This window comes from Pseudomonas sp. 43mfcvi1.1, assembly GCF_900115935.1.
GTDB classification, from domain to species: Bacteria; Pseudomonadota; Gammaproteobacteria; order Pseudomonadales; family Pseudomonadaceae; genus Aquipseudomonas; species Aquipseudomonas bijieensis.
Window position 1 is genome coordinate 452,159 of record NZ_UETT01000002.1, and the last position, 24,104, is coordinate 476,262.

A 24,104-nucleotide genomic window follows, 5' to 3' on the forward strand; every position below is an offset into this window, starting at 1 on the left:
GCTCCCACAATGAGTCGTGTGTGATGGTTGGGTTTCTTTTTCGGAGTCTGGCAATGCCGTTACGCGAAGAATGTCTGTGGGAAAAGCTGACGCCGCAAAGGCCTGAAAACACCGCGCTGACGGGCGAAATCACCGTTGATGTGTGTGTGATCGGTGCCGGTTTCACCGGGCTGTCGGCGGCGGTTCACTTGTTGGAGCAGGGCAAGCGTGTTGCCGTGCTGGAAGCCCACCGCGCCGGGCATGGCGGATCGGGGCGTAACGTCGGCCTGGTGAACGCCGGCCTGTGGATCCCGCCGGACGACATCGAGGCCGGGTTCGGCGAGGCGGTGGGCAGCCAGCTCAACCGCATGCTGGGGGCCGCGCCGGCCCTGGTGTTCAGCCTCATCGATAAATACAACATTGATTGCCAGTTGCGCCGCGAAGGCACTTTGCACATGGCCCATAACGCCCGGGGTGAGGCAGACCTGCGCAGTCGCGAAGAACAATGGAAACGCCGTGGTGCCCCGGTGGAGTTACTCACCGGCCAGGCGTGTGCCGAGGCGACCGGTACGTCGAAAATCGCCGCGGCATTGCTCGACCGCCGCGCCGGCACCCTCAATCCGATGGCCTACACCAGCGGGTTGGCCAAGGCGGCCACGGACCTTGGCGGCCAGTTGTTCGACCATTCCCAGGTGACGCGCCTGGAACGCCAAGACCAGCGCTGGTCGGTGCAGACCGCCCAGGGTTCGGTATTGGCCGAGCAGGTAGTGATCGCCTCCAACGCCTATACCGAAGGCGACTGGACCGAGCTGCGGCGAAATTTCTTCCCCGGTTATTACTATCAGGTCGCCTCCACCCCACTGACCGACGAGGCCGCCCGACGCATTCTGCCGGGTGGGCAGGGTTCGTGGGATACCCGCCAGGTGTTAAGCAGCATCCGTCGGGACAAGGACGGCCGTTTGCTACTGGGCAGCCTGGGCAATGGCAACCGCAAGCCGACCTGGTTCCTCAAGGCTTGGGCCGACCGGGTGCAGCAGCACTATTTCCCTTACCTCAAGTCGGTTGAGTGGGAATGTACCTGGACCGGTTGCATTGCCTTCACCCCTGATCACCTGATGCGTCTGTTCGAACCGGCCCCGGGGCTGGTGGCCGTGACCGGCTACAACGGTCGGGGCGTGACCACCGGTACAGTGGTGGGCAAGGCTTTCGCCGACTACCTGTGCCACGGCAATGCCCAGGCGCTGCCGATTCCGTTCGCACCCATGCAGCCGTTGGCCGGGGTGGGCCTGCGCAGTTGCTTGTATGAGGCGGGCTTTTCGCTGTATCACGCGGGCCAGTGCCTGCGGATCGTCATTTGAGTGTTGAAAAATGTTGCCGGAAGCCACGTTTTTCCGGCATAGCGTCTAGCCTGTTATGGTGCGGGTTGTAGCAGTCGCGCACCGACAGTGTGCAGTTCGGTGACGTGGGTTGTTACACAGTGGTTGCACGCCGTTTCGTGTGATGGTTGCAATGATGGCTCAAGGAGGGTTTCACCCATTTAAGTAAAAGGTTGCACCTCGTGCGGTTTAGACGGTTGCACGCCCTATGAAAAAGGGCCCGAAACAGTCGAAATAACAATAAAGCAGCGACTTTTTTCAGAATAAAAAACCGATGGCACGGCCCTTGCTCTGAGCTTTTCAGTGAAATGAAGTCGCAGTGCCAACTAAAAAAAACCTTGGAGCACCACCTCATGTCCCAGACGTTTTACAAGAAAGGTTTCCTGGCCCTCGCAGTGGCAGCTGCGCTGGGTGTTTCTGCGTTTGCTCAAGCTGATGTGAAAATTGGTGTGGCGGGGCCGATGACCGGCGCCAACGCTGCATTTGGCGAGCAGTACATGAAGGGGGCCCAGGCGGCAGCCGATGTCATCAACAAAGCGGGTGGCGTCAACGGCGAGAAAATCGTACTGGTTGCGGGCGACGACGCCTGCGAACCCAAGCAGGCCGTTGCCGTGGCCAACCGCCTGGTCGAACAGGACAAGGTAATCGGCGTGGTCGGGCACTTCTGCTCGTCCAATACCATCCCGGCCTCCGAGGTCTATGACGAAGCCGGCATCATCGCGATCACCCCGGGCTCGACCAACCCGAAGGTTACCGAGCGTGGCCTGAGCGCGATGTTCCGCATGTGCGGTCGTGACGACCAGCAAGGCATCGTGGCGGGTGACTACATTGTCGACGTGCTCAAGGGCAAGAAAGTCGTCGTGCTGCACGACAAGGACACCTACGGCCAGGGCCTGGCGGATGCAACCATGGCCCGGCTCACGGAGCGTGGCGTGAAGCCAGTGCTGTACGAAGGCCTGACCCGTGGCGAAAAAGACTTCAGCGCCGTAGTCACCAAGATCCGTTCGACGGGTGCCGATGTGGTCTATTTCGGCGGCCTGCACCCGGAAGCCGGCCCGCTGGTTCGCCAATTGCGTGAACAAGGCCTCAAGGACGTGAAATTCATGTCCGACGATGGCATCGTGACCGACGAACTGGTCACCACCGCCGGCGGCGCGCAATACGTCGATGGCGTGTACATGACCTTTGGCGCCGACCCGCGCCTGCTGCCAGACAGCAAGGCCGTGGTTGACGAATTCCGCAAGAATGGCACCGAGCCTGAAGGCTACACCCTGTACGCCTACGCTTCGGTCCAGGCCCTGGCCGCCGGCTTCAATGGCGCCAAGTCCAATAAAGGCGAAGACGCGGCCAAGTGGCTCAAGGCCAACCCTGTCCAGACCGTGATGGGCAAGAAGGAATGGGACGCCAAGGGCGACTTGAAAGTCTCCGACTACGTGGTTTACCAGTGGGACAAGGACGGCAAATACCACCAGCTGGAAAAACAGAAGTAAGGCCTGACGCGACCGTCCAGGCCTCCTTTGGGAGCCGGGCAAGCCCCGGTTGCCAAGGGATGCGCAGCGGTCGTGCCTGACATTGCTCCGACGTACATCTGTATTTTCCTTAGAAGAACCGCACACCCCAGGGTGTGCAGGTTCTCACTGCGTGAGATTGCGTTATGGATGGTATTTTCCTGCAGCAACTGATCAATGGCCTGACCCTCGGGTCGGTCTATGGTCTGATCGCCATCGGCTACACAATGGTCTACGGCATCATCGGCATGATCAACTTCGCCCATGGCGAGGTTTACATGATTTCCGCTTACCTCGCGGCAATCAGTCTGGCTCTGCTGGCTTACTTCGGTATCGAATCCTTTCCGCTTATGATCCTCGGCACTCTCGTGTTCACGGTCGTGGTCACCGGGGTTTATGGCTGGGTCATCGAACGCGTCGCCTATAAACCCCTGCGCAACTCGACCCGGCTGGCACCGCTGATCAGTGCCATCGGCATTTCGCTGATCCTGCAGAACTACGCGCAGATCAGCCAGGGCGCCCGCCAACAGGGCGTGCCGACACTGCTCGAAGGCGCCATGCGCGTCGACATCGGCAGCGGCTTCGTCCAGCTCACCTACACCAAGATTTTCATCCTGGTCGCCGCATTCGCCGGGATGGCCTTGCTGACCTACATCATCAAGTACACCAAGCTCGGGCGCATGTGCCGCGCCACCCAGCAAGACCGCAAGATGGCGTCGATCCTGGGGATCAACACCGACCGGGTGATTTCCTACGTGTTCATCATCGGTGCAGCCATGGCGGCCCTGGCCGGTGTGCTGATCACCATGAACTACGGCACGTTCGACTTCTATGCCGGCTTCATCATCGGCATCAAGGCGTTCACCGCGGCGGTACTCGGCGGTATCGGCTCCCTGCCTGGGGCGATGCTTGGCGGGATCATCCTCGGGATCTCCGAGTCGCTGTTCTCCGGTCTGATCAACTCTGACTACAAAGACGTGTTCAGTTTCTCGCTGCTGGTGCTGATTCTGATTTTCCGTCCCCAAGGCCTGTTGGGTCGCCCACTCGTGGCGAAGGTATAAGTATGTCTGCTGCCAATAAACCGATTGATATCAAAAAGAGCGTCATCGACGCGATCCTGGCCGGCCTGATCTCGCTGATCGTGTTCGGGCCGATTGTCGGCGTGGTGCTCGACGGCTACAGCTTCAACCTGCAACCGACCCGCGTTGGCTGGCTGGTGGCGATCGTGATGATCGGGCGCTTTGCCCTGAGCCTGTTCCTGCAAACACCCAAGGGCCTGAAGGTGCTCCAGGGGTTCGAAAGCACCGGTTCCGGCGTTCATGTACTGCCACCGGACTACAAGTCGAACCTGCGCTGGATTATCCCGGCGCTGATCGTGATTGCCATCGTGTTTCCGTTCTTTGCCAACAAATATGTGCTCACGGTGGTCATCCTCGGGCTGATCTATGTGCTGTTGGGCCTGGGCCTGAACATCGTGGTTGGCCTGGCGGGGCTGCTCGACCTGGGTTACGTGGCGTTCTACGCCATCGGCGCCTATGGCCTGGCGCTGGGCTATCAATACCTGGGGCTGGGTTTCTGGACGGTGCTGCCGCTGGCGGCCATTACGGCGGCGATGGCCGGGTGCATACTGGGTTTTCCTGTGTTGCGAATGCACGGTGACTACCTGGCCATCGTGACCTTGGGCTTCGGGGAAATCATTCGCCTGGTGCTCAACAACTGGCTGTCGTTCACCGGCGGACCGAACGGCATGCCTGTGCCTTCGCCGACCTTTTTCGGCCTGGAGTTCGGTCGAAGGGCGAAAGATGGCGGGGTGCCGTTCCATGAGTTCTTCGGCATCGATTACAACCCGAACCTGAAATTCCTGTTCATCTACATCGTGCTGTTCATCGTTGTGCTGCTGGTGCTCTACATCAAGCATCGCCTGACCCGCATGCCAGTCGGGCGTGCCTGGGAGGCCCTGCGCGAGGATGAAATCGCTTGCCGCTCCATGGGCCTGAATCATGTGCTGGTCAAGCTCTCGGCCTTCACTATTGGCGCGTCCACGGCGGGCCTGGCCGGGGTGTTCTTCGCCAGTTACCAGGGCTTCGTCAACCCGGCGTCGTTCACCTTCTTCGAGTCGGCGCTGATCCTGGCAATCGTGGTGCTGGGGGGCATGGGCTCGACGGTCGGCGTGGTGATTGCCGCGTTCGTGCTCACCGTGGCCCCGGAGCTGCTGCGCAGTTTCTCTGAATACCGGGTGCTGCTGTTCGGCGTACTGATGGTGTTGATGATGATCTGGCGCCCGCGCGGCCTGATCCGTATCAGCCGTACCGGTGTGACGCCGCGCAAGGGGGTAGCGCCATGAGCGAAGTCGTACTCAAAGTTGAAAACCTGATGATGCAGTTCGGCGGCATCAAGGCCCTCAGCGATGTCAGCCTACAAGTCAAACGCAACTCGATCTTCGCCCTGATCGGCCCCAACGGCGCGGGCAAGACCACGGTGTTCAACTGCCTGACCGGTTTCTACAAGGCCTCGGGCGGCAAGATCGAACTCAACGTGCGTGGCGAGCGAACCAACGTCATCAAGCTGTTGGGCGAAGCGTTTCGCCCAACCGACTTCGTGTCGCCGAAATCCTTCGCCAGCCGGCTGTACTACAAGATGTTCGGCGGCACCCACCTGGTGAACCGCGCCGGCCTGGCGCGCACTTTCCAGAACATTCGCCTGTTCAAGGAAATGTCGGTGCTGGAAAACCTCCTGGTCGCCCAGCACATGTGGGTCAACCGCAGCCTGGTGGCGGGCATCCTCAACACCAAGGGCTACCGCAAGGCTGAAAGCGACGCCCTGGACCATGCGTTCTACTGGCTGGAAGTGGTGGACCTGGTGGATTGTGCCAACCGCCTCGCCGGGGAGCTTTCCTATGGCCAGCAGCGGCGCCTGGAAATCGCCCGGGCCATGTGCACCCGCCCGCAGATCATCTGCCTCGATGAACCGGCCGCCGGCCTCAACCCTCAGGAAACCGAAGCGCTGAGCGCGATGATCCGGCTGCTGCGTGACGAGCATGATCTGACCGTGGTGCTGATCGAACACGACATGGGCATGGTAATGAGCATTTCCGACCACATCGTGGTGCTGGACCACGGCAACGTGATCGCCGAGGGCGGTCCCGAGGCGATCCGCAACGATCCGAAGGTGATCGCGGCCTACCTGGGTGCCGATGAAGAGGAACTGGTATGAGTGGACCTATCCTCGAACTCAAGGAACTGGATGTGTTCTACGGGCCGATCCAGGCCCTGAAAAAAGTCTCGATGCACATTGGCGAAGGCGAGACCGTGAGCCTGATCGGCTCCAACGGGGCCGGCAAGTCCACGCTGCTGATGTCGATCTTCGGCCAGCCACGTGCGGCAGGCGGGCAGATCATCTACCAAGGCGTGGACATCACCCACAAGTCGTCGCACTACATTGCCTCCAACGGCATTGCGCAGTCGCCGGAAGGGCGGCGGGTCTTCCCCGACATGACCGTCGAGGAAAACCTGCTGATGGGCACCATCCCCATTGGTGACAAATACGCCAGCGAAGACATGCAGCGCATGTTCGAGCTGTTTCCACGGCTCAAGGAGCGGCGCAACCAGCGGGCCATGACCATGTCCGGTGGCGAGCAGCAAATGCTCGCCATCGCCCGGGCATTGATGAGCCGGCCAAAGTTGTTGCTGCTCGATGAGCCGAGCCTGGGGCTGGCACCGATCGTGGTGAAACAGATCTTCGCCACCCTGCGTGAGCTGGCCTCCACCGGGATGACCATCTTCCTGGTGGAGCAGAACGCCAACCACGCCCTCAGGCTGTCGGACCGGGCCTATGTGATGGTCAACGGTGAAATCCGCCTGACCGGCACGGGCAAGGAACTGCTGGCCAACGAGGAAGTGCGCAACGCGTATCTGGGCGGGCACTGAGGCGGGTACAGCAATAACAAAACCCGGCGAGTGATCGCCGGGTTTTTTTATTCTTCAACCCACCGAAAACCCCTGTGGGAGCGGGCTTGCTCGCGAAAGCGGAGTGCCGGGGACGTCAATGTTGACTGACCCGCCACCTTCGCGAGCAAGCCCGCTCCCACAATGGGATTTTGGCTGTGCCGAAGAATTGTGGACAACAATCCTGAGCCCCTGCGAAACCGCGACATAAAGTCGCCGCAAACAGTTGTTTTGTCACGGTTTTGACTTGTCCCCGTTTGCTGTGGAACTGGCTGTGGGTAACGTGGGAGTAGCTGGCTGCAAGCCTTTGAATACGTGGCTTGCAGGGCTGTGGTTATTTTTTGATCAGGTGTTTTTGGTCAAGCTCAAGGAGCTGTTGTCAACACTTTTATGGGCGCTGCAATGGGCTCGAAATTCTGTGGGCAAGCCTGTGGATAAGTCTGTGATTAAACTCTGGAAAGACCGCGCTGAGGGCCGTCGTTACTGGCTTGGAGCCATCGCCCACCCAGTGTCGGCTTATAGCAGATAAATTGCGCTGCACAACGTCACTTGCAGGGTCAAGCGAAAAAAATTTCCAAATACCTCGCAAAGCCTTATGCACAGCGGCTTGCGGGATTTGCACTTGCCCCCGATTACTGTGGACGTGCCTGTGGATAAGATGCGGGCAACCGGCTGCGGGCCTTGTTGGACAAGGCCTGGCCTGGATTGGATGTTTTATGAGCAGTTGTGGGGCAACGCGCGTGTGCAAGCCTTGCTCCCAGCGTGCCAGGCCGGGCATGCTGTGTGCCGATTTCCATTCAACGGCTTTTGAAGTTCAAACAAGGAGAACACGATGTCTGACACCCTGTTTATCACCGGCGCGACGTCCGGTTTTGGTGAAGCCTGTGCCCGTCGTTTTGCCGAGGCCGGTTGGAAACTGGTGCTGACCGGTCGTCGTGAAGAACGCCTCAATGCTCTCTGTGCCGAGTTGTCGAAGCAGACCGAAGTCCATGGCCTGGTCCTGGACGTGCGTGATCGCAAGGCCATGGAAGAGGCAATCGCCAACCTGCCGCCGTCCTTCGCCAAATTGCGCGGGCTGATCAACAACGCCGGCCTGGCCCTGGGCGTCGACCCGGCGCCCAAGTGTGATCTCGATGACTGGGACACCATGGTCGACACCAATGTGAAAGGGCTGATCTATAGCACTCGCCTGCTGCTGCCGCGCCTGATCGCCCACGGCCGAGGGGCCGGGATCGTCAACCTGGGTTCCATCGCCGGCAACTACCCGTATCCGGGCAGCCACGTGTATGGCGCGAGCAAGGCGTTCGTCAAACAGTTTTCCCTGAACCTGCGTTGCGACTTGCAAGGCACGGGCGTGCGGGTGAGCAATATTGAGCCAGGCCTGTGCGAAAGCGAGTTTTCCCTGGTGCGCTTCGGTGGCGACCAGGAGCGCTACAACGCCACCTACGCCGGTGCCGAGCCGATCCAGCCACAGGACATCGCCGATACGATTTTCTGGGTGCTCAACGCCCCGGCGCACATCAACATCAACAGCCTGGAGCTGATGCCGGTGAGCCAGACCTGGGCTGGTTTCGCCATTGAGCGCAACAAAACATAAGACCGCGTTATCGTTCATCGCGGGCAAGCCTTGCTCCCACAGGTTTTGATTCATTTCTGGGAAATAGGGCTGTTCCCACAGGCTTGATCTATCCCTGGGGGAGCAGGGCTGCTCAAATCCCTGTGGGAGCAAGGCTTGCCCGCGATAGCGGTTTGTCAATCAGCCTAGATAATCGGCCAGCCCGCGATAGCAGGTCAGCAGGTGATACGGCGTGGTGGACGGCATGTCCCGACGGCTGACCATGCCATCGGCGTCCAGGCATTCGTTCCAGCCCTTGGCATGCAGGAAATGCTGTTGCAACGCCCGTAGTTGAGACAACAAAGTCCCTTCGCTTCCCGAACGCAATGTCAGCGCCCGCAAGTATTCCGCCTGAGCCCAGATTCGTTGGGTGGCATCGCGTGGGCCTGCTTGTGGCTCCAGGTCCAGCATCGCGCACACCGCACCGGAGTCCGGCTCGACGCCGCGTTGTTCGGTATGGCCGAAGCTGTGTTCCAGGGCGGTGTGCAACTTGCCGTTGCGCAACAGGGGCGATGAGGCCAGCAAGTAATACCATTCGAACTGGTGACCTGGCTCGAACCAGTTATCCACAGCCTTGAGTGGTTTTTCCATCATGACCCGTTGCTGCGGTTCGATGAAATGCTTGGCCATCCCGTCGCACAGGCCCAGCAACGCTTGGCGGACGTTGGCGTCTTCGCGGACCGCGAGGGTGGCGAGGAACGCTTCGGCCAAGTGCATCAACGGGTTTTGCAACGGGCCGGATCCGCTCGTCGACCAGTCGCGCTTGAGGCTGGCTTCGTAGAGGCCGTCTGTACTGGCAAAGCGCTGGGCAATGACCTCCAGGCTGGCGTTGAGCACCGATTCCACCAGCGGTTCGCGAACCTTGCCCCAGTAATGGGCGCAGGCGAACAGGATAAAGGCGTGGGTGTAAAGGTCCTTGCTGGTGTCCAGCGGTGTGCCCTGCGGGTCGATGCTGTAGAACCAGCCGCCATGTTCGGCATCGTGGAAGTGCCGTTGCAACGAGCGGAACAATGCGCTGGCCCGCTCCTCGGCCTGGGGCACTTCGCCAATCAGGCTGGCGAACACATACAACTGCCGTGCACAGGCCATGGCGCGGTAGCGCTGGGGCGGCAGCGGCGCATGCCTGGCATCCAGGGATTCGTAGGGCAACGCCAGTTCGGCATTCCAGCCCGGGCCTTGCCACATTGGCACGATCACCTCGTGAAAATGCTCACGCACCGTGGCGAACAGGGCGGTCAATTCAGGCGGGGGGGCGGGGCGGGAAGCATCAGGCATTGGCGGACGTCGTCACGGCTGGGGGCGATTGCGCGACATGGTAGCAGAGTGGCAGGCCCGAGAGATGAGGGGCCTGCGAGTCCGCCATCGCGAGCAGGCTCGCTCCCACAGGGTATGGTGTACACCGATTAATGTGGGAGCGAGCCTGCTCGCGATGAGGCCTTAACGGGCGCTTGAAATCAACCGGCCAACAACCAAACCCCGGTCGCCGCAGAAGCCGCCCCAGCCAACCGAACCAATGGCGCCGCCGCTCGTGGCATCACCCGCACCAGGGCAAAACCTGCGCCGTGCAGCGCCGCCGTGGCCGCGACGAACCCTGCCGCATAGGCCCAGGGGCTCGACATGTCTGGCAGTTCCAGGCCATGGGCCACGCCATGGAACAGCGCAAACAGTGCCGTCGCGCCGATTGCCAGGCTCAACGGCGGACGCACGGCCAGTGCCACCGCCAGGCCCAGGGCGAGCACCGAGGCGGCGATCCCGCCTTCCAGCGCCGGCAGCGCCAGGCCTTCAAAGCCCAGCAGGCCGCCGAGCAGCATCGTGCCGACGAAGGTGCACGGCAGCGCCCAGCGTGCGGCACCCTGTTGTTGTGCGGCCCATAAGCCGACCGCGAGCATCGCCAGCAAATGGTCGAGCCCGCCGATGGGGTGGCCGAGGCCGGCGATCAGACCGTTGTCGCCGTGGCCGGGATGGGCGAAGGCCAGGGCTGGGGTCAGTAGCAGGGCGAGGGCGCCGAGGATACGTTTGAAGGTCATGGATAGGCTTCCTTGTGGTCAGTCGGAAAGATCAGGCGGCGGTCAGCAGGCCCTGGCGCTCGATGAAGGCGATGATGTCGTCCAGGCCCTGGCCGGTCTTCTGGTTGCTGAACACGAAGGGCTTGCCGTTGCGCATCCGCCGGGTGTCGCTGTCCATCATTTCCAGGGACGCGCCCACCAGCGGTGCCAGGTCGATTTTGTTGATCACCAGCAGGTCGGATTTGCAGATGCCCGGTCCGCCCTTGCGCGGCAGCTTGTCGCCGGCCGAGACGTCGATCACATAGATCGTCAGGTCCGACAGCTCGGGGCTGAAGGTCGCTGATAGGTTGTCACCGCCCGATTCCACCAGGATCAGGTCCAGGCCCGGGAAGCGTCGATTCAACTGATCCACCGCCTCAAGGTTGATCGACGCATCTTCGCGAATCGCCGTGTGCGGGCAGCCGCCGGTTTCCACGCCGATGATCCGCTCCGGCGCCAGGGCCTCGTTGCGTACCAGGAAATCGGCGTCTTCGCGGGTGTAGATGTCGTTGGTGACCACCGCCAGGTTGTAGCGTTCACGCAGGGCCAGGCACAGGGCCAAGGTCAGGGCGGTCTTGCCGGAACCCACCGGGCCGCCGATACCGACGCGCAGAGGTTGTGTATTCATGGGTGTCTCCTAGGAACGGAACAGACGGCTGTACTGGCGCTCATGGGCCATGCACGCCAGGGACAGGCCAAACGCGGCGCTGCCGTAATGATCGGGATCGAGGTTCGAGGCGTTGTGCTGGGCCTGTTGCAACAGCGGCAGCAGTTCGCTGGTCAGGCGCTGGGCGGCTTGCTGGCCCAGGGGCAGGGTTTTCATCAGCACTGCCAGTTGGTTTTCCAGCCAACTCCACAGCCAGGCGGCGAGGGCGTCCTGGGGGGCGATATGCCAGGCGCGGGCGGCCAGGGCCCAGCACAATGCCAGGTGCGGCTCGCTGCGTTGTTCCAGAAAGCCCCGTGCGGCGGCGTCGAGCTCCGGCAGGCCGGCGAGCAGTTGCTGCAACGAGTAGCCCATTTGCCGGCTTTCCTGATACAGCTCACGGGTTTCCCGGCTGGCGCGGTGCGCTTCACAATGTTGCAGCAGCGCGTCCCAATCGTCAGCGGCTGCTGCGGTGCAGTGAGCCAGCAACAAGGGCGCTTCGAAGCGGGCCAGGTTCAGCAGCAATTGATCGCTGATCCAGCGACGTGCGTCGTCGGGATTTTTTACCTGGCCGTTGTCCACCGCCATCTCCAGCCCTTGGGAATAGCTGTAGCCGCCAATCGGCAACTGTGGGCTGGCCAGACGCAGCAGCGCCCAGGCCGGGTTCATGTGCGCACGCCGAATTGATGCAGGCGTGGCGCGTAGTTGAAATCTTCGTCGCCGTGCCGGGAATGATGATGGCCGCCACCATAGGCGCCGTGTTCCGGTTGGAACGGCGCTTCGATGGATTCGGCGCGGGCCCCCAGTTGTTCGAGCATCGCCTTGAGTACGTAATCGTCCAACAGGCGCAACCAGCCGTCGCCCACTTGCAGGGCGACATGACGATTGCCCAGGTGATAGGCGGCGCGGGTCAGTTCGAACGCGTTGGCGCAGGTGACATGCAGCAATTGTTCGGCGCGGGCACAGACGCGCACGATGCGACCGTCTTCGGCTTGCAGGCATTCGCCGTCGTATAACGGCGGCTGGCCTCGCTCAAGGAACAACCCCACGTCTTCACCCTCGGCACTGAAACAGCGCAGGCGGCTTTTGCTGCGGGCGTCGAAGGTCAGGTGCAACTCGGCGTCCCAGCGCGGTTGAGTGTCGATTCTGCGGTGAATCACCAGCATCGGAGTGCTTCCAGCAATGAACAGTGCTGTGTTTAGAGCAAGGGGCTTGCCAATCGAAGGAGGTGTAGGAAATAGCTGGGATGGCGTTTCAGGATGGGGCGGATTGCGTGCCATATTGGTGCGTGTCCGGATATTGCGCACCATTTTGCGACTGACACAAAAAGAACCTGTGGGAGCGAGCTTGCTCCCACAGTGGGTACATCGGGGTTCATTCGGTACTGCCCAGCCCTTGCCAATGCTTGAGGCCGATAAAGATGAACCGCAGTTGCTGGGTAATCTTCGCCTGGGGCGTGAGGTGTTCGGGGAGCGCGTGGGCGGGTGGGTCGATGATGTCCGGCAGGGTGGCGAACACGCTCTTGACGATGAGGTCGGCCATCACCCCCAGGGCTGCGAGGTCCAGGTGTTGCAGCTTGGGCATCAAGGCCAGGTCGGCAGCCAGGTCCGAGCTGATGTCTTCGCGCAGTTGGGCGATGGCCTGGCGCACCGGCAGGGAGCCGCCGTATTGCTCGCGGGCCAGGAACAGGAACTGTGAGCGGTTGGCCTGCACCACATCGAGAAAGATCCGCACTGAGGCATCGATAATGCCGCCCATGACGAATTCGTTGTGGCGTACCAGGCGGATGGTTTCGCGAAAGGTCTGGCCGACTTCGCAGACCAGTGCCAGGCCCAGTTGGTCCATGTCGTCGAAGTGCCGGTAGAATCCGGTGGGCACGATGCCTGCCGTCCTGGCAACTTCCCGCAGGCTCAGGCTACCGAATCCCCGGCCACACTCCATCAAATGGCGGGCTGCATCCATCAGGGCAATTCGGGTCTGTTGTTTCTGTTCGGCGCGGGGCAGCATCGCAAGCTGACTTCTGATTCATGGGAGCGACGCACTCTAGCAAATCGGCTTTGCCAACGTCGAACGGTAGAGAGGGATCGATTGGGGAAAACGAAGGGCTTGAAAAGTCAAAAGCCCGATTGGAGGAATCGGGCTTTTTTCCGGGCCACCATGGGCTCAGCTCACTGCACTGTTGCGTTCGATCACGCGGTCACCACCGTCTGCTGCCAAGGCTTCGCCCAGTGGGGTGCGGTCAGAACCACCTTCGGCCAGGGTTTCGCCCAGTGGAGTGCGATCGGAACCGTCAGCTGCCAGGGTCTGGCCTTGTGGGGTACGGTCGGAACCGTCGGCTGCGAGGGTCTGGCCTTGTGGGGTGCGGTCGGAGCCGTCGGCTGCGAGGGTCTGGCCCTGTGGGGTGCGGTCGGAACCGTCGGCTGCGAGGGTCTGGCCTTGTGGCGTACGGTCGGAACCATCGGCTGCCAGGGTCTGGCCTTGTGGCGTACGGTCGGAACCATCTTGAACCAGGCCTTTTTCTTCCAGGCGATCACGACCACCTTCAGCAACCGTCTGGCTGTAGACAGAGTGGCTGTCCTTGACCTGTGGCGTGGCTTGTTCGGAAGCTGGCAGTGCGAAAGCAGTAGAGGCCAGCAGTGAAAGGGACAGGCTCATCAGTAATTGGCGTTTCATGATCGTTGCTCCTTGGGAGGGCGATAAAGTGGGTACGAGGGCAATGCTACTCTCGATAAGTCGATATAAAAGTTCATAAAGACAATGGTAATAATCAACGGAATTGATTGTTTGCGCGGAAGGCTCTAGAACGGGCTTTTCCGAGGTGCGGTTTTGCACTGTCGTGGGTATTTTGTACCCATCGACGCCTCGCAAATGTGCGGGTGCGGTAACAGTTTGTTGGCTGGTTGGTCAGGATCCTGGCTTTTTTTGCGCCGTTCATCGGCACCTGTGGGCCGTTCTACCAGTCCAACCCTTTATAACGAACCGACTGCAGGTTCGTGTTTCCAAGGCGTCGCGATTGCGAGACGCTGATTTGTTCATCAGGAGCCTTGTGCATGACGCGCACCTCGAAAATCCTCGCCTGGAGCTTTGCCAGCCTTGTTGTCCTGCTGGCGGTGCTGGTCCTGGTCATCGCTTTCTTCGACTGGAACCGCATAAAGCCCACGCTCAATGCCAAGGTTTCCGAGGAACTGCATCGCCCCTTCGCCATCAACGGCAACCTGGCGGTGGCTTGGCAGCGTGAGCCAGAGGAAGGGGGTTGGCGAGCCTGGTTGCCCTGGCCCCATGTGGTGGCCGAGGACTTGAGCCTGGGTAACCCGGACTGGTCGAAAACCCCGCAAATGGTCACGCTCAAGCGTGTTGAATTGCGTATTTCGCCCCTGGCGCTGCTGGCCCGACGGGTGGCGATCCCGCGCATTGACCTGACTGAACCCGACGCCAACCTGCAACGCCTGGCCGACGGGCGCGCCAACTGGATCTTCCAGTTCGACCCGAAAGACCCGGACGCCGAGCCGTCCAGCTGGGCGGTGGACATTGGCGCCATCGGCTTCGACAAAGGCCATGTCATCCTTGATGACCAGACGCTCAAGACCCGCCTCGACCTATTGATCGACCCGCTGGGCAAACCCATCCCGTTCAGCGATATCGTCGGTGACAAGGCCGCGAAAAAAGCCCAGGACCAAGGTGCGACACCGCAGGACTACGCGTTCGCCTTCAAGGTCACCGGGCAGTATCATGGGCAAAGCCTGAGCGGCTCCGGCAAGGTCGGCGGCTTGCTGGCCTTGCAGGATGCATCACGACCCTTTCCACTCCAGGCCCAGGCGAAGATCGCCGATACCCGCGTCGAACTGGCTGGCACCCTGACCGACCCGATGAACCTCGGGGCCCTGGATTTGCGTCTGAAACTGGCCGGCAACAGCCTGGCTCATCTCTACCCGCTGACCGGCGTGACCCTGCCGGATTCGCCGCCTTATGCCACCGATGGCCGCTTGATTGCCAAGTTGCATGAGCCGGGTGGGGCGCTGTTTCGCTATGAGGCGTTCAACGGCAAGATCGGCGACAGCGATATCCACGGTGACTTGGCCTATGTCGCCAGCCAGCCGAGGCCGAAACTCAGTGGCGCACTGGTCTCCAATCAACTGCTGTTCAGCGACCTGGCGCCGCTGATCGGTGCTGACTCCAATACCGAGCAAAAGGCCCGGGGCGGCGCCAGCAAGCAGCCGGCCGACAAGGTCTTGCCCGTGGAAGAGTTTCGCACCGAGCGCTGGAGCGTGATGGACGCCGATGTGGAGTTCACCGGCAAGCGCATTGTCCATAGCGAACAGTTGCCGTTCACCGACCTTTACACCCATCTGGTGCTCAACGATGGGCAGTTGAGCCTTGAGCCCCTGCGCTTCGGCGTGGCCGGTGGCCGGCTCGATGCACAGATCCGCCTGAACGGGCACACCCAGCCCCTTGAAGGCCAGGCGAAGTTGACGGCGCGTGGGTTCAAGCTCAAGCAGCTGTTTCCGGGTTTTGAGCCGATGAAAACCAGCTTCGGTGAATTGAACGGCGATGCCGATATCTCCGGACGCGGCAATTCGGTGGCGGCGTTGCTGGGCACTTCCAACGGCACACTGAAAATGCTCATCAACGATGGCGCCATCAGCCGGGAATTGATGGAGCTGGCGGGGCTGAACGTTGGCAACTACGTGGTGGGGAAAATCTTTGGCGACAAGGAAGTGAAGATCAATTGTGCGGCGGCGGACTTCGACATCAAGACGGGCCTGGCAACCACACGCCTGTTCGTGTTCGACACCGAGAACGCGATCATCTACATCGACGGCACGGCGAACATGGCGAGTGAACAGCTGGACCTGACCATCACCCCCGAGTCCAAGGGCTGGCGCCTGATTTCCCTGCGCTCGCCATTGTACGTACGAGGCACGTTCGCCAAGCCCGCCGCCGGGGTCAAGGCGGTACCGCTGATGCTGCGCGGTGCCGGGATGGTGGCATTGGGCGTGATCGCCGCACCGGCCGCCGGGTTGCTGGCACTGGTGGCGCCCAGCGGCGGTGAGCCGAACCAGTGCGCGCCGCTGCTGGAGCAGATGAAGGCGGGCAAGGCGCCGGTGACGGTCAAGCCCACTCGGTAGCCAAGTCTTGCAGTGAGGCTACTGGCCCTATCGCGAGCAGGCTCGCTCCCACACTGGATCGCATTCTTCCTGAAGAAACCCGATCAAATGTGGGAGCGAGCCTGCTCGCGATAGCGGTATCAGAGGTCGGCCAGAATGTCGGCCATATCATCGGCATGCTCTTCTTCCTGGGCCAGGATGTCTTCGAAGATGCGCCGGGTGGTCGGGTCCTTTTCACCGATGTACTGGATGATTTCCCGGTAGCTGTCGATAGCGATCCGTTCGGCCACCAGGTCCTCGTATACCATTTCCTTGAGGGTGTTGCCCGCCACGTACTGGGCGTGGGAATTGCGGGTCAACAGGTCGGGGTTGAACTCCGGCTCGCCGCCCAGTTGCACGATGCGCTCGGCGAGTTTGTCGGCGTGCTCGGCTTCCTGGTTCGCGTGTTCGAGGAACTCGTTGGCCGCCACGCTGGCCTTGAGGCCGGCGGCCATGAAGTAGTGGCGCTTATAGCGCAGGACGCAGACCAGTTCGGTGGCCAGCGCTTCGTTGAGCAGGCGGATGACTTCCTGTCGATCGGCGCCATAGCCTTCGGTCACTGCGCCATTCTGCACGTTCTGCCGTGCACGTTCGCGCAGGGTGGTTACATCGGATAAGTGCATGTCGCTCATCTCGTTCTCCTGGAGGCTGATCCGGTTTGGGCGTCACGCTCTGCTGGCGCGATCACTCTAAATGTGAGTGACGCGGTCCTGAAAAAGTTTTACCGAGTTTTTCAGCGCATGACCGGACAGCCGCGCTTCCTCTCCCAGCCACTGGAAGAATGCCCGCACCGGCGGATGGCGTTCGCGACCCGGGACGCACAGGGCACTGTAGCCGGCGCCATTGACCTGGACGTCCGGGCGATAGCCCACCAGCAAGCCGCTGGCGATGCTTTCGGACGCCAGGATATTGCTCGCCAGCACCAGGCCCTGCCCGGCAATCGCCGCTTGCAAGGCGTAATGCTCCTCATCGTACTCGCGCATGCATGGCTGTCGGGTCAGCCAGGTTTCCCCGGCCTGGGCGCACCAGGCATCCCAACCGTGGGCGTACAGCTTGGAGTTGTGCCAGCGCACGCTGATCAGCGTCGGCGCCTGCCGGGTCGCCAGGGCTACCTGCTCAGGCGAGCCATAGACCCCGAAGCTCTCATCGAACAGGCACATGCCGTACAGGTTCGGGTAGCCCTCCAGGCTGTAGCGCACCACCAGGTCGACGCTGGCGTCCTGATGCAGGTCGATCACTTCGCAATGGGTGTCCAGGCGCACGTTGATGTTCGGGTGCCGCGCATAAAACCGGCCCAGGCGAGGCACCAGCCACAGGGCGGCAAACGCGGCGGTGGTGGACAGGGTCAGGTGGGTGGTGCTGCGTTGCGGGCGCAGGGTGTCGACACTTTGCGCCACCTCCAGCAAGGCCCCGTGCAGGCTGTGGAACAAGCGTTGCCCGCCTTCGGTGAGGCGTACCTGGCGCGGCAGGCGTTCGAACAGCATCAGCCCCAGCCAGCTCTCCAAGGCTCGAATCTGATGGGAGACCGCCGTCGGCGTCACCGACAACTCCGCCGCAGCCGCCTTGAAACTGAGCAGTCGCGCGGCTGATTCGAAGGCGCGCAAGGCATTGAGCGGCAGGCTGGCGAACATCTGAACTCTCCTGAAAACACAATGGATGAAATTAATTCATCCAGATGAACTAGCGCTCATTTGTCTAAAAGCAGCGCCGGATATCAAGCTGCAAGGCACGAACAGTATTGATTGTAGCCGCATAAAAGGAGATTCAGATGAGCAAAATTCTTGTAGTGCACGGCAGCCCTCGTGGTGAACGCTCTCATTCCCGGCGCCTGGCCGAGGCGTTTGTCTCGGCGTGGCAGGCTGCCCATCCACAGTCGCAATTGACCCGTCGCGAAGTCGGACGGACGGTGATCGCGCCGGTCAACGAAGCCTTCATCGCCGCGGCGTTCTACCCCGAGCCTCAGGAGCGACCATTGATCATGCAAGCGGACCTGGCCCTGAGCGATACCTTGGTCGAGGAGTTGCAAGCCCATGATCGACTGGTGATCTCCGCGCCCATGCACAACTTCAGCGTGCCCAGTGGCGTGAAGGCCTGGATCGACCAGATCGTGCGCATCGGGCTGACGTTCAACCACCGCCTGGATAACGGCGTGTCGCACTACGAGCCGTTGGTGTTGGGCAAGAAGGCGCTGATCGTGACCAGTCGCGGCGATTTTGGTTTCGGGCCCGGCGGCCAATTGGAGAGCATGAACCACGCTGATACGCTGTTGCGTACCGTGCTGGGGTTTATCGGTATCACCGATGTGACGGTGGTGGCGGCCGAAGGCGAAGAATCGGCCGAGCGCAGTTTTGCCTTGTCCTGTGCCGAGGCCGAGGAGCGCTTGCTGGCGTTGGCACGGACCTTTTGAGAAAAGCCTGCTGCACAGCCCAACGGGAGCAAGCGCTCACAGTTTCATGGCTCGCAAGTGACACGGGTGTCATAGACTGGTCATCATCGGTACCGATGCTGGACCACCTCTTGATCACAAGGATGTCGCCATGTCGCAACGCTGCGCCACTCGCTACCCGCTGGTGCTGGTCCCGGGCATGCTCGGGTTCATACGCCTGGTGCTGTACCCGTACTGGTATGGGATCGTCTCGGCGTTGCGTCGCGGCGGGGCGGTGGTGGTGGCGGTGAAGGTTTCGCCGCTGCATTCGTCCGAAGTTCGCGGCGAGCAATTGCTGGCGCGGATCGAGGAGATCCTGCGGCAAACCGGTGCGCAGAAAGTCAATTTGATCGGCCACAGCCAGGGCAGCCTCACCGCCCGCTATGCAGCTGCCAAGCGCCCGGACCTGGTGGCGTCGGTCACTTCGGTGGCCGGCACCAACCACGGTTCCGAGCTGGCTGATTACCTGCAACTCCACTATCCGGCCGACAGTGCCGGGGGGCGCGTGCTCAGTGCCGTGCTGCGACTGATCAACGCCCTGATGAGCCTGCTGGATACTGGTTATCGGGGGCCGAAGCTACCGGTGGATATCCACGCTTCCCATGCCTCCCTGACCACCGCCGGGGTAACGCTGTTCAACCAGCGTTATCCACAGGGCCTGCCGGTGACCTGGGGCGGGCATGGCCCGGAAGAAGTCAACGGCGTGCGCTATTACTCCTGGTCCGGCACCTTGCAACCGGGCAAGACCGATAAGGGGCGCAACCTGTTCGACGGCACCAACCGCAGTTGCCGTTTATTCGCCCGCACCTTTGTAAGGGAGGTAGGGCAATGCGACGGCATGGTCGGACGCTACAGCTCGCACTTGGGCACGGTCATCCGCGATGACTATCCGTTGGACCACTTCGATATCGTCAACCAGTCGCTGGGGCTGGTGGGCAAGGGGGCCGAGCCGATCCGGTTGTTTGTCGAGCATGCCGAGCGGTTGAAGGCTGCCGGGGTGTAGCTGGTTGGACCGCGTTGTCGTTCTTCGCGAGCAGGCTCGCTCCCACAGTTGATCGCATTCTTCCTGAGGAAACTCAGTCAACTGTGGGAGCGGGCTTGCTCGCGAAAGCGGCATATCAGGCACTGAGGATCAATCGGGTGAAGGTGTAACAGGCTTTGTCTACACTGCACTTCATCGCCGTACCCTCGTGCGGCAGCCAGGAGAAACACCATGAAGATGCTTCGTGTGCCTTTGTTGATGATTGGTTTGCTGCTGTGTTCCCAGGGCTTCGCCGCGACGGCGCAGCAGACCAAGATGACCACCTGCAACGCCGACGCGACCGCCAAGGCGCTCAAGGGCGACGAGCGCAAGGCCTTCATGAGTAACTGCCTCAAGGCCACTCCTGCTGCGCCGAGCACGCCCCAGGAACGCATGAAGACCTGCAACGCCACGGCCACCACCCAGGCCCTGAAGGGCGATGCCCGCAAGGCGTTCATGAGTGATTGCCTGAAGAACAAGTAAGTGGCGCCTGCGGGGGGCCTCATCGCGAGCAGGCCCGCTCCCACAGTGGATTTGTCGTGCTCGGTCCATCGTGGGAGCGAGCCTGCTCGCGATGGCCGGCGCAAAAGTTACAAAAACCCCCTGAACTGCGACCAAGGTCGGCCGACACAATCCCTAGTGCTGTCAGCGGATCGCTGGCAGACTGCCGATCCTTTCACGCCGTTTTGTCCTGAGGCTGTATGCCAACGTTTTCTCAGCGTCATGTGTTGTTGGTGATCAGTTGGGTGATCATTTTTGGTGGGCTGTTGCTGGTGCTGCCGCTGCGCCTGTTGCCGAGCCTGCTGGCCGGGTTGCTGGTGTTCGAGCTGGTCAACATGCTCACCCCGCAGTTGCAACGGTTGATCGAAGGCCGCCGCGCTCGCTGGCTGGCGGTGGCGTTGCTGGGCACGCTGGTGGTCAGTGTGCTGACGTTGATCTTCGCCGGTGCCTTCAGTTTCCTGCTGCATGAAGCGGAGAACCCTGGCGCGTCCCTGGACAAGTTCATGGCGGTGGTCGATCGTGCCCGCGGACAGTTGCCGCCGTTCATCGACGCTTACCTGCCAGCCAGCGCCGCCGAGTTCCGCGTGGCGATCGGTGACTGGGTGAGCAAGCACCTGAGCGACCTGCAACTGGTGGGCAAGGACGCGGCCCACATGTTCGTGACGCTGCTGATCGGCATGGTCCTGGGGGCCATCGTTGCCTTGCAGCGCATCCCCGACCTGACCAAGCGCAAACCCCTGGCCGCGGCGCTGTTCGATCGCCTGAACCTGCTGGTCAAGGCGTTTCGCAACATTGTCTTCGCCCAAATCAAGATTTCCCTGCTCAACACCTTTTTCACCGGGATCTTCCTGGCGGTGGTGCTGCCGCTATTCGGGATCAAACTGCCGCTGACCAAGACCCTGATCGTGATGACTTTCCTGCTGGGACTGCTGCCGGTCATCGGCAACCTGATGTCCAACACGCTGATCACCATTGTCGGCCTGTCGCTGTCGATCTGGGTCGCCGTGGCGGCGCTGGGTTACCTGATCGTGATCCACAAGCTCGAATACTTCCTCAACGCCCGCATCGTCGGCGGGCAGATCAGCGCCAAGTCCTGGGAGTTGCTCATGGCGATGCTGGTGTTCGAAGCGGCATTCGGTCTGCCGGGGGTGGTGGCGGGGCCGATTTACTACGCTTACTTGAAGAGTGAGTTGAAGCAGGTGGGGATGGTTTGAACCGGTGGGTGTGGCGTCTGATCTGGCGCCATCGCGAGCAGGCTCGCTCCCACAGTCAACGGCATTCCTTCTGAAGAAACCCGGTCAAGTGTGGGAGCGAGCCTGCTCGCGATAGCTGCGCCTCGGTCTTGGATCAGGCCTGCGTGCCGTAGCGCTTCATCGCCTCGATCGCCAACCCGCTGCCGATACTGCCGAAGATATTGCCTTCCACATGCCGCGCCTGGGGCAGCATCGCCGAGACGCTGTTGCGCAGCGCCGGGATGCCGCTGGAACCGCCGGTGAAGAACACCGTGTCCACCTGATCGACCCGCACGTTGGCATCGTTGAGCAACTGCGAGACGCTGCCGCGCACCCGTTCCAGCAAGCCGTCGATGGCCGACTCGAACAAGGCTCTGCTCAGGTCCACGCTCAGGCCCGGCTCGATCCGGTCCAGTGGCACGTGGCGCTGGTCGCTGTGAGTCAGCTGGATCTTGGTTTCTTCCACTTCCATCGCCAGCCAGTGCCCGGCGCGCTGTTCGATCAACTTGAACAGCCGGTCGATGCCGCCAGTGTCTTCGATGTCGTAGCGCATGCTGCCCAGGGCCAGGGTAGATTTCTGCGAGTACACCGCGTTGATGGTGTGCCAGGTCGCCAGGTTCATGTGGTGGCTGGTGGGCATGTAGGCGCCGCTTTTCATGCGGCTGCCGTAGCCGAACAGCGGCATCAGGCCGGCCAGCGACAGTTGTTTGTCGAAGTCCGTGCCGCCGATATGCACGCCACCGGTGGCGAGGATGTCGGCGTGACGGTTGTCGTGGGTGCGACGCTCGGGGGACAGGCGCACCAGGGAGAAGTCCGAGGTACCACCGCCGATGTCGACGATCAGCACCAGCTCTTCCTTCTCGATGGTCGATTCATAATCGAAGGCCGCCGCGATGGGTTCGTACTGGAATGAGACTTCCTTGAAACCGATGGCCCGGGCGACGTCCACCAGGGTGTTCTCCGCCTCCTGGTCGGCCAGTTCATCGTCGTCGACGAAAAACACCGGGCGCCCCAGGACCACTTCTTCGAATTCCCGACCGGCGGTGGCTTCGGCGCGTTTCTTCAACTGGCCGATGAACAACCCCAGCAAATCCTTGAACGGCATCGCCGTGCCCAACACGCTGGTGTCGTGCTTGATCAGCTTGGAGCCCAGCAGGCTCTTGAGCGAGCGCATCAGCCGGCCTTCGTAGCCTTCCAGGTATTCGTGCAGGGCCAGGCGGCCATACACCGGACGGCGCTCCTCGAGATTGAAAAAGACCACCGAGGGCAGGGTGATCTTGTCGTCCTCCAGCGCGATCAACGTTTCCATGCCGGGGCGCAGCCAGCCGACAGTGGAGTTGGACGTGCCAAAGTCGATGCCGCAGGCACGGGCCGGGGATGCGTTTTTCATGTCTTTCGGGTTCCAGTTGAAAAAACGGCCGCGCAGTGTATGTCAGTGCGGCGCGGATTCGAAGGCCGGTTATCCGCTAATTCGTAAACGTTGGCCTTGAAAGCTGCCCTCATACCCCCAAACTTGCTGGCATGGGCCTGGTAGCACAGGGCGGTGCAAGAACCGCCACCGGCTGCCGATAAACTTCTGAAGCGCCGCCCGGTCACAAACCTTGAGATCGGTCAAACCCTCAGGACTTGTATCACGAGCATGCTGCGGGTGGCGGTGCGATATCGATAACGGATGGTGATCCTTCGATGGACTTCAAAGACTATTACAAGATTCTGGGTGTGGAGCCGACGGCTGACGACGCCACGATCAAGGCCGCCTATCGCAAACTGGCGCGCAAATACCACCCGGATGTGAGTAAGGAAAAGGACGCCGAGACCAAGTTCAAGGACGTCTCCGAAGCCTACGAAGCGCTGAAAAGCGCCGACAAACGCGCCGAATACGATGACCTGCGCCGCTACGGCCAGCACGGCCAGCCGTTCCAGGGCCCGCCGGGCTGGCAGAGCCGTGGCGGTTTTGGTGGGCAGGACACTGGGGATTTCTCGGACTTCTTCAGTTCGATCTTCGGCAATCGCGGGCCGGGTTTCGGTGGCGGACAGTCAGGTCGCAGCGCCGGCCGTCGAGGGCAAGACGTGGAAATGGAACTACCGATTTTCCTGGAAGAGACCCTCTCGAGCGAGTCGAAGAAAGTCAGCTTCCAGGTGCCGCAGTACAACGCGGCCGGCCAGCATGTGAGCAACACCAGCAAAAGCCTGAACGTGAAGATTCCGCTGGGCGTGACCGACGGCGAACGCATCCGCCTCAAAGGCCAGGGTGCACCCGGCATTGGCGGCGGTGCCAATGGCGATCTGTACCTGACCATTCGTTTCGCGCCGCACCCCAAGTTCGACGTCGAAGGCCAGGACCTGATCATCACCTTGCCCCTGGCGCCGTGGGAGTTGGCACTGGGCACCGAAGTGGCGGTGCCGACCCTGACCGGCAAGATCAACCTCAAGGTCCCGGCCGGCAGCCAGAACGGCCAGCGCATGCGCGCCAAAGGCCACGGCCTGCGCAACAAGGCCGGCGAGCGCGGCTACCTGTTCGTGCAGCTCAAGGCCGTGATGCCCAAGGCCAACGACGAGGCGGTCAAGGCGCTGTGGGCGGAGCTGGCGAAGAAGGCTGCGTTCGATCCGCGGGAGAACTTCTGATTGTCTTGAGGGGCTAGACTCGACAGTTAAAGCATTGGGAGAAGCA

The 24,104-nt window shown here is 61.4% G+C and carries 23 protein-coding genes; 13 read left to right on the forward strand and 10 right to left on the reverse strand.

Annotation, left to right across the window (positions count from 1 at the left end; genetic code table 11):
* Window positions 1–53: 53 nt before the first annotated feature.
* From DTP52_RS05420 to DTP52_RS05455, 7 genes are all read left to right on the forward strand, one after another.
* The gene (locus tag DTP52_RS05420; RefSeq protein ID WP_109752185.1) at window positions 54–1,337 is read left to right on the forward strand and encodes an FAD-binding oxidoreductase; all 1,284 of its coding nucleotides are present in this window, start codon (window positions 54–56) and stop codon (window positions 1,335–1,337) included.
* 371 nt (window positions 1,338–1,708) lie between these two features.
* Complete coding sequence (locus DTP52_RS05425) at window positions 1,709–2,845, forward strand: branched-chain amino acid ABC transporter substrate-binding protein (RefSeq protein ID WP_109752186.1); 1,137 nt, start codon at window positions 1,709–1,711, stop codon at window positions 2,843–2,845.
* A gap of 164 nt (window positions 2,846–3,009) precedes the next feature.
* Window positions 3,010–3,924 carry a branched-chain amino acid ABC transporter permease gene (locus DTP52_RS05430; protein ID WP_042732182.1) on the forward strand — a complete coding sequence of 305 codons (915 nt, stop codon included), beginning with the start codon at window positions 3,010–3,012 and terminating at the stop codon, window positions 3,922–3,924.
* Between the two features lie 2 nt (window positions 3,925–3,926).
* Complete coding sequence (gene livM, locus DTP52_RS05435) at window positions 3,927–5,207, forward strand: high-affinity branched-chain amino acid ABC transporter permease LivM (protein WP_109752187.1); 1,281 nt, start codon at window positions 3,927–3,929, stop codon at window positions 5,205–5,207.
* Window positions 5,204–6,076, forward strand: coding sequence for an ABC transporter ATP-binding protein (locus DTP52_RS05440; protein WP_109752188.1), 873 nt, complete (start codon window positions 5,204–5,206; stop codon window positions 6,074–6,076). The genes livM and DTP52_RS05440 overlap by 4 nt, the downstream gene beginning before the upstream one ends.
* The gene (locus DTP52_RS05445; protein ID WP_018606262.1) at window positions 6,073–6,789 is read left to right on the forward strand and encodes an ABC transporter ATP-binding protein; all 717 of its coding nucleotides are present in this window, start codon (window positions 6,073–6,075) and stop codon (window positions 6,787–6,789) included. The genes DTP52_RS05440 and DTP52_RS05445 overlap by 4 nt, the downstream gene beginning before the upstream one ends.
* A gap of 850 nt (window positions 6,790–7,639) precedes the next feature.
* Window positions 7,640–8,404, forward strand: a complete 765-nt coding sequence (locus DTP52_RS05455; protein ID WP_003197302.1) for an SDR family oxidoreductase — start codon at window positions 7,640–7,642, stop codon at window positions 8,402–8,404.
* Window positions 8,405–8,563: 159 nt separating this feature from the next.
* Here DTP52_RS05455 and DTP52_RS05460 read toward each other — a convergent pair whose 3' ends face one another.
* From DTP52_RS05460 to DTP52_RS05490, 7 genes are all read right to left on the reverse strand, one after another.
* Window positions 8,564–9,697, reverse strand: a complete 1,134-nt coding sequence (locus tag DTP52_RS05460) for an AGE family epimerase/isomerase (RefSeq protein ID WP_109752190.1) — start codon at window positions 9,695–9,697, stop codon at window positions 8,564–8,566.
* 179 nt (window positions 9,698–9,876) lie between these two features.
* Window positions 9,877–10,449, reverse strand: a complete 573-nt coding sequence (locus DTP52_RS05465; RefSeq protein ID WP_109752191.1) for a HupE/UreJ family protein — start codon at window positions 10,447–10,449, stop codon at window positions 9,877–9,879.
* A gap of 31 nt (window positions 10,450–10,480) precedes the next feature.
* Entirely contained in the window at window positions 10,481–11,095 is a 615-nt protein-coding gene (ureG, locus tag DTP52_RS05470; RefSeq protein ID WP_003197309.1) for an urease accessory protein UreG, read from the reverse strand.
* 9 nt (window positions 11,096–11,104) lie between these two features.
* Window positions 11,105–11,779 (reverse strand): urease accessory protein UreF, encoded by a 675-nt coding sequence (locus DTP52_RS05475; RefSeq protein WP_109752192.1) that lies wholly within the window; start codon window positions 11,777–11,779, stop codon window positions 11,105–11,107.
* Window positions 11,776–12,276: an urease accessory protein UreE gene (gene ureE, locus DTP52_RS05480; protein WP_063323158.1), complete on the reverse strand. Its 501-nt coding sequence runs from the start codon at window positions 12,274–12,276 to the stop codon at window positions 11,776–11,778. The genes DTP52_RS05475 and ureE overlap by 4 nt, the downstream gene beginning before the upstream one ends.
* A gap of 208 nt (window positions 12,277–12,484) precedes the next feature.
* Window positions 12,485–13,117, reverse strand: a complete 633-nt coding sequence (locus DTP52_RS05485; RefSeq protein ID WP_109752193.1) for a TetR family transcriptional regulator — start codon at window positions 13,115–13,117, stop codon at window positions 12,485–12,487.
* A gap of 156 nt (window positions 13,118–13,273) precedes the next feature.
* Window positions 13,274–13,783: a hypothetical protein gene (locus DTP52_RS05490; RefSeq protein WP_109752194.1), complete on the reverse strand. Its 510-nt coding sequence runs from the start codon at window positions 13,781–13,783 to the stop codon at window positions 13,274–13,276.
* Between the two features lie 377 nt (window positions 13,784–14,160).
* Here DTP52_RS05490 and DTP52_RS05495 point away from each other — a divergent pair, with 377 nt between their 5' ends.
* Complete coding sequence (locus tag DTP52_RS05495) at window positions 14,161–16,236, forward strand: AsmA family protein (protein WP_109752195.1); 2,076 nt, start codon at window positions 14,161–14,163, stop codon at window positions 16,234–16,236.
* A 119-nt stretch (window positions 16,237–16,355) separates the two neighbouring features.
* Here DTP52_RS05495 and DTP52_RS05500 read toward each other — a convergent pair whose 3' ends face one another.
* Both DTP52_RS05500 and DTP52_RS05505 read right to left on the reverse strand, forming a co-directional pair.
* Window positions 16,356–16,886, reverse strand: a complete 531-nt coding sequence (locus tag DTP52_RS05500) for a bacterioferritin (protein ID WP_109752196.1) — start codon at window positions 16,884–16,886, stop codon at window positions 16,356–16,358.
* 57 nt (window positions 16,887–16,943) lie between these two features.
* Window positions 16,944–17,885 (reverse strand): LysR substrate-binding domain-containing protein, encoded by a 942-nt coding sequence (locus DTP52_RS05505; protein WP_109752197.1) that lies wholly within the window; start codon window positions 17,883–17,885, stop codon window positions 16,944–16,946.
* Window positions 17,886–18,022: 137 nt separating this feature from the next.
* On the opposite strand from DTP52_RS05505, the gene DTP52_RS05510 reads away from it, so the two are divergent.
* The 4 genes from DTP52_RS05510 to DTP52_RS05525 all read left to right on the forward strand — a co-directional run bounded on the left by DTP52_RS05510 (window position 18,023) and on the right by DTP52_RS05525 (window position 21,415).
* The gene (locus DTP52_RS05510) at window positions 18,023–18,661 is read left to right on the forward strand and encodes an FMN-dependent NADH-azoreductase (RefSeq protein ID WP_109752198.1); all 639 of its coding nucleotides are present in this window, start codon (window positions 18,023–18,025) and stop codon (window positions 18,659–18,661) included.
* Window positions 18,662–18,791: 130 nt separating this feature from the next.
* Window positions 18,792–19,682, forward strand: a complete 891-nt coding sequence (locus tag DTP52_RS05515; protein ID WP_109752199.1) for a triacylglycerol lipase — start codon at window positions 18,792–18,794, stop codon at window positions 19,680–19,682.
* 210 nt (window positions 19,683–19,892) lie between these two features.
* Window positions 19,893–20,183, forward strand: coding sequence for a PsiF family protein (locus DTP52_RS05520; protein ID WP_109752200.1), 291 nt, complete (start codon window positions 19,893–19,895; stop codon window positions 20,181–20,183).
* Between the two features lie 218 nt (window positions 20,184–20,401).
* Window positions 20,402–21,415 carry an AI-2E family transporter gene (locus DTP52_RS05525; RefSeq protein WP_109752201.1) on the forward strand — a complete coding sequence of 338 codons (1,014 nt, stop codon included), beginning with the start codon at window positions 20,402–20,404 and terminating at the stop codon, window positions 21,413–21,415.
* A 133-nt stretch (window positions 21,416–21,548) separates the two neighbouring features.
* Here the strand turns inward: DTP52_RS05525 and DTP52_RS05530 are convergent, their stop codons facing one another.
* On the reverse strand, window positions 21,549–22,823 hold the full coding sequence (locus tag DTP52_RS05530; RefSeq protein WP_109752202.1) for an Hsp70 family protein: 1,275 nt from the start codon (window positions 22,821–22,823) through the stop codon (window positions 21,549–21,551).
* Window positions 22,824–23,119: 296 nt separating this feature from the next.
* Here DTP52_RS05530 and DTP52_RS05535 point away from each other — a divergent pair, with 296 nt between their 5' ends.
* Window positions 23,120–24,058, forward strand: a complete 939-nt coding sequence (locus DTP52_RS05535; RefSeq protein ID WP_109752203.1) for a DnaJ C-terminal domain-containing protein — start codon at window positions 23,120–23,122, stop codon at window positions 24,056–24,058.
* The last annotated feature ends 46 nt before the right edge of the window (window positions 24,059–24,104 follow it).

Bases quoted from the DNA above. Each gene is read 5' to 3' on its own strand.
- DTP52_RS05530 (WP_109752202.1), bottom strand. From the start codon at position 22,823: ATGAAAAACGCATCCCCGGCCCGTGCCTGCGGCATCGACTTTGGCACG.
- DTP52_RS05465 (WP_109752191.1), bottom strand. From the start codon at position 10,449: ATGACCTTCAAACGTATCCTCGGCGCCCTCGCCCTGCTACTGACCCCA.
- DTP52_RS05455 (WP_003197302.1), top strand. From the start codon at position 7,640: ATGTCTGACACCCTGTTTATCACCGGCGCGACGTCCGGTTTTGGTGAA.
- livM (WP_109752187.1), top strand. From the start codon at position 3,927: ATGTCTGCTGCCAATAAACCGATTGATATCAAAAAGAGCGTCATCGAC.
- DTP52_RS05445 (WP_018606262.1), top strand. From the start codon at position 6,073: ATGAGTGGACCTATCCTCGAACTCAAGGAACTGGATGTGTTCTACGGG.
- DTP52_RS05460 (WP_109752190.1), bottom strand. From the start codon at position 9,697: ATGCCTGATGCTTCCCGCCCCGCCCCCCCGCCTGAATTGACCGCCCTG.
- DTP52_RS05440 (WP_109752188.1), top strand. From the start codon at position 5,204: ATGAGCGAAGTCGTACTCAAAGTTGAAAACCTGATGATGCAGTTCGGC.
- DTP52_RS05490 (WP_109752194.1), bottom strand. From the start codon at position 13,783: ATGAAACGCCAATTACTGATGAGCCTGTCCCTTTCACTGCTGGCCTCT.
- DTP52_RS05535 (WP_109752203.1), top strand. From the start codon at position 23,120: ATGGACTTCAAAGACTATTACAAGATTCTGGGTGTGGAGCCGACGGCT.
- ureE (WP_063323158.1), bottom strand. From the start codon at position 12,276: ATGCTGGTGATTCACCGCAGAATCGACACTCAACCGCGCTGGGACGCC.
- DTP52_RS05515 (WP_109752199.1), top strand. From the start codon at position 18,792: ATGTCGCAACGCTGCGCCACTCGCTACCCGCTGGTGCTGGTCCCGGGC.
- DTP52_RS05425 (WP_109752186.1), top strand. From the start codon at position 1,709: ATGTCCCAGACGTTTTACAAGAAAGGTTTCCTGGCCCTCGCAGTGGCA.
- DTP52_RS05505 (WP_109752197.1), bottom strand. From the start codon at position 17,885: ATGTTCGCCAGCCTGCCGCTCAATGCCTTGCGCGCCTTCGAATCAGCC.
- DTP52_RS05430 (WP_042732182.1), top strand. From the start codon at position 3,010: ATGGATGGTATTTTCCTGCAGCAACTGATCAATGGCCTGACCCTCGGG.
- DTP52_RS05420 (WP_109752185.1), top strand. From the start codon at position 54: ATGCCGTTACGCGAAGAATGTCTGTGGGAAAAGCTGACGCCGCAAAGG.
- DTP52_RS05510 (WP_109752198.1), top strand. From the start codon at position 18,023: ATGAGCAAAATTCTTGTAGTGCACGGCAGCCCTCGTGGTGAACGCTCT.
- DTP52_RS05485 (WP_109752193.1), bottom strand. From the start codon at position 13,117: ATGCTGCCCCGCGCCGAACAGAAACAACAGACCCGAATTGCCCTGATG.
- DTP52_RS05525 (WP_109752201.1), top strand. From the start codon at position 20,402: ATGCCAACGTTTTCTCAGCGTCATGTGTTGTTGGTGATCAGTTGGGTG.
- DTP52_RS05495 (WP_109752195.1), top strand. From the start codon at position 14,161: ATGACGCGCACCTCGAAAATCCTCGCCTGGAGCTTTGCCAGCCTTGTT.
- ureG (WP_003197309.1), bottom strand. From the start codon at position 11,095: ATGAATACACAACCTCTGCGCGTCGGTATCGGCGGCCCGGTGGGTTCC.
- DTP52_RS05500 (WP_109752196.1), bottom strand. From the start codon at position 16,886: ATGAGCGACATGCACTTATCCGATGTAACCACCCTGCGCGAACGTGCA.
- DTP52_RS05520 (WP_109752200.1), top strand. From the start codon at position 19,893: ATGAAGATGCTTCGTGTGCCTTTGTTGATGATTGGTTTGCTGCTGTGT.
- DTP52_RS05475 (WP_109752192.1), bottom strand. From the start codon at position 11,779: ATGAACCCGGCCTGGGCGCTGCTGCGTCTGGCCAGCCCACAGTTGCCG.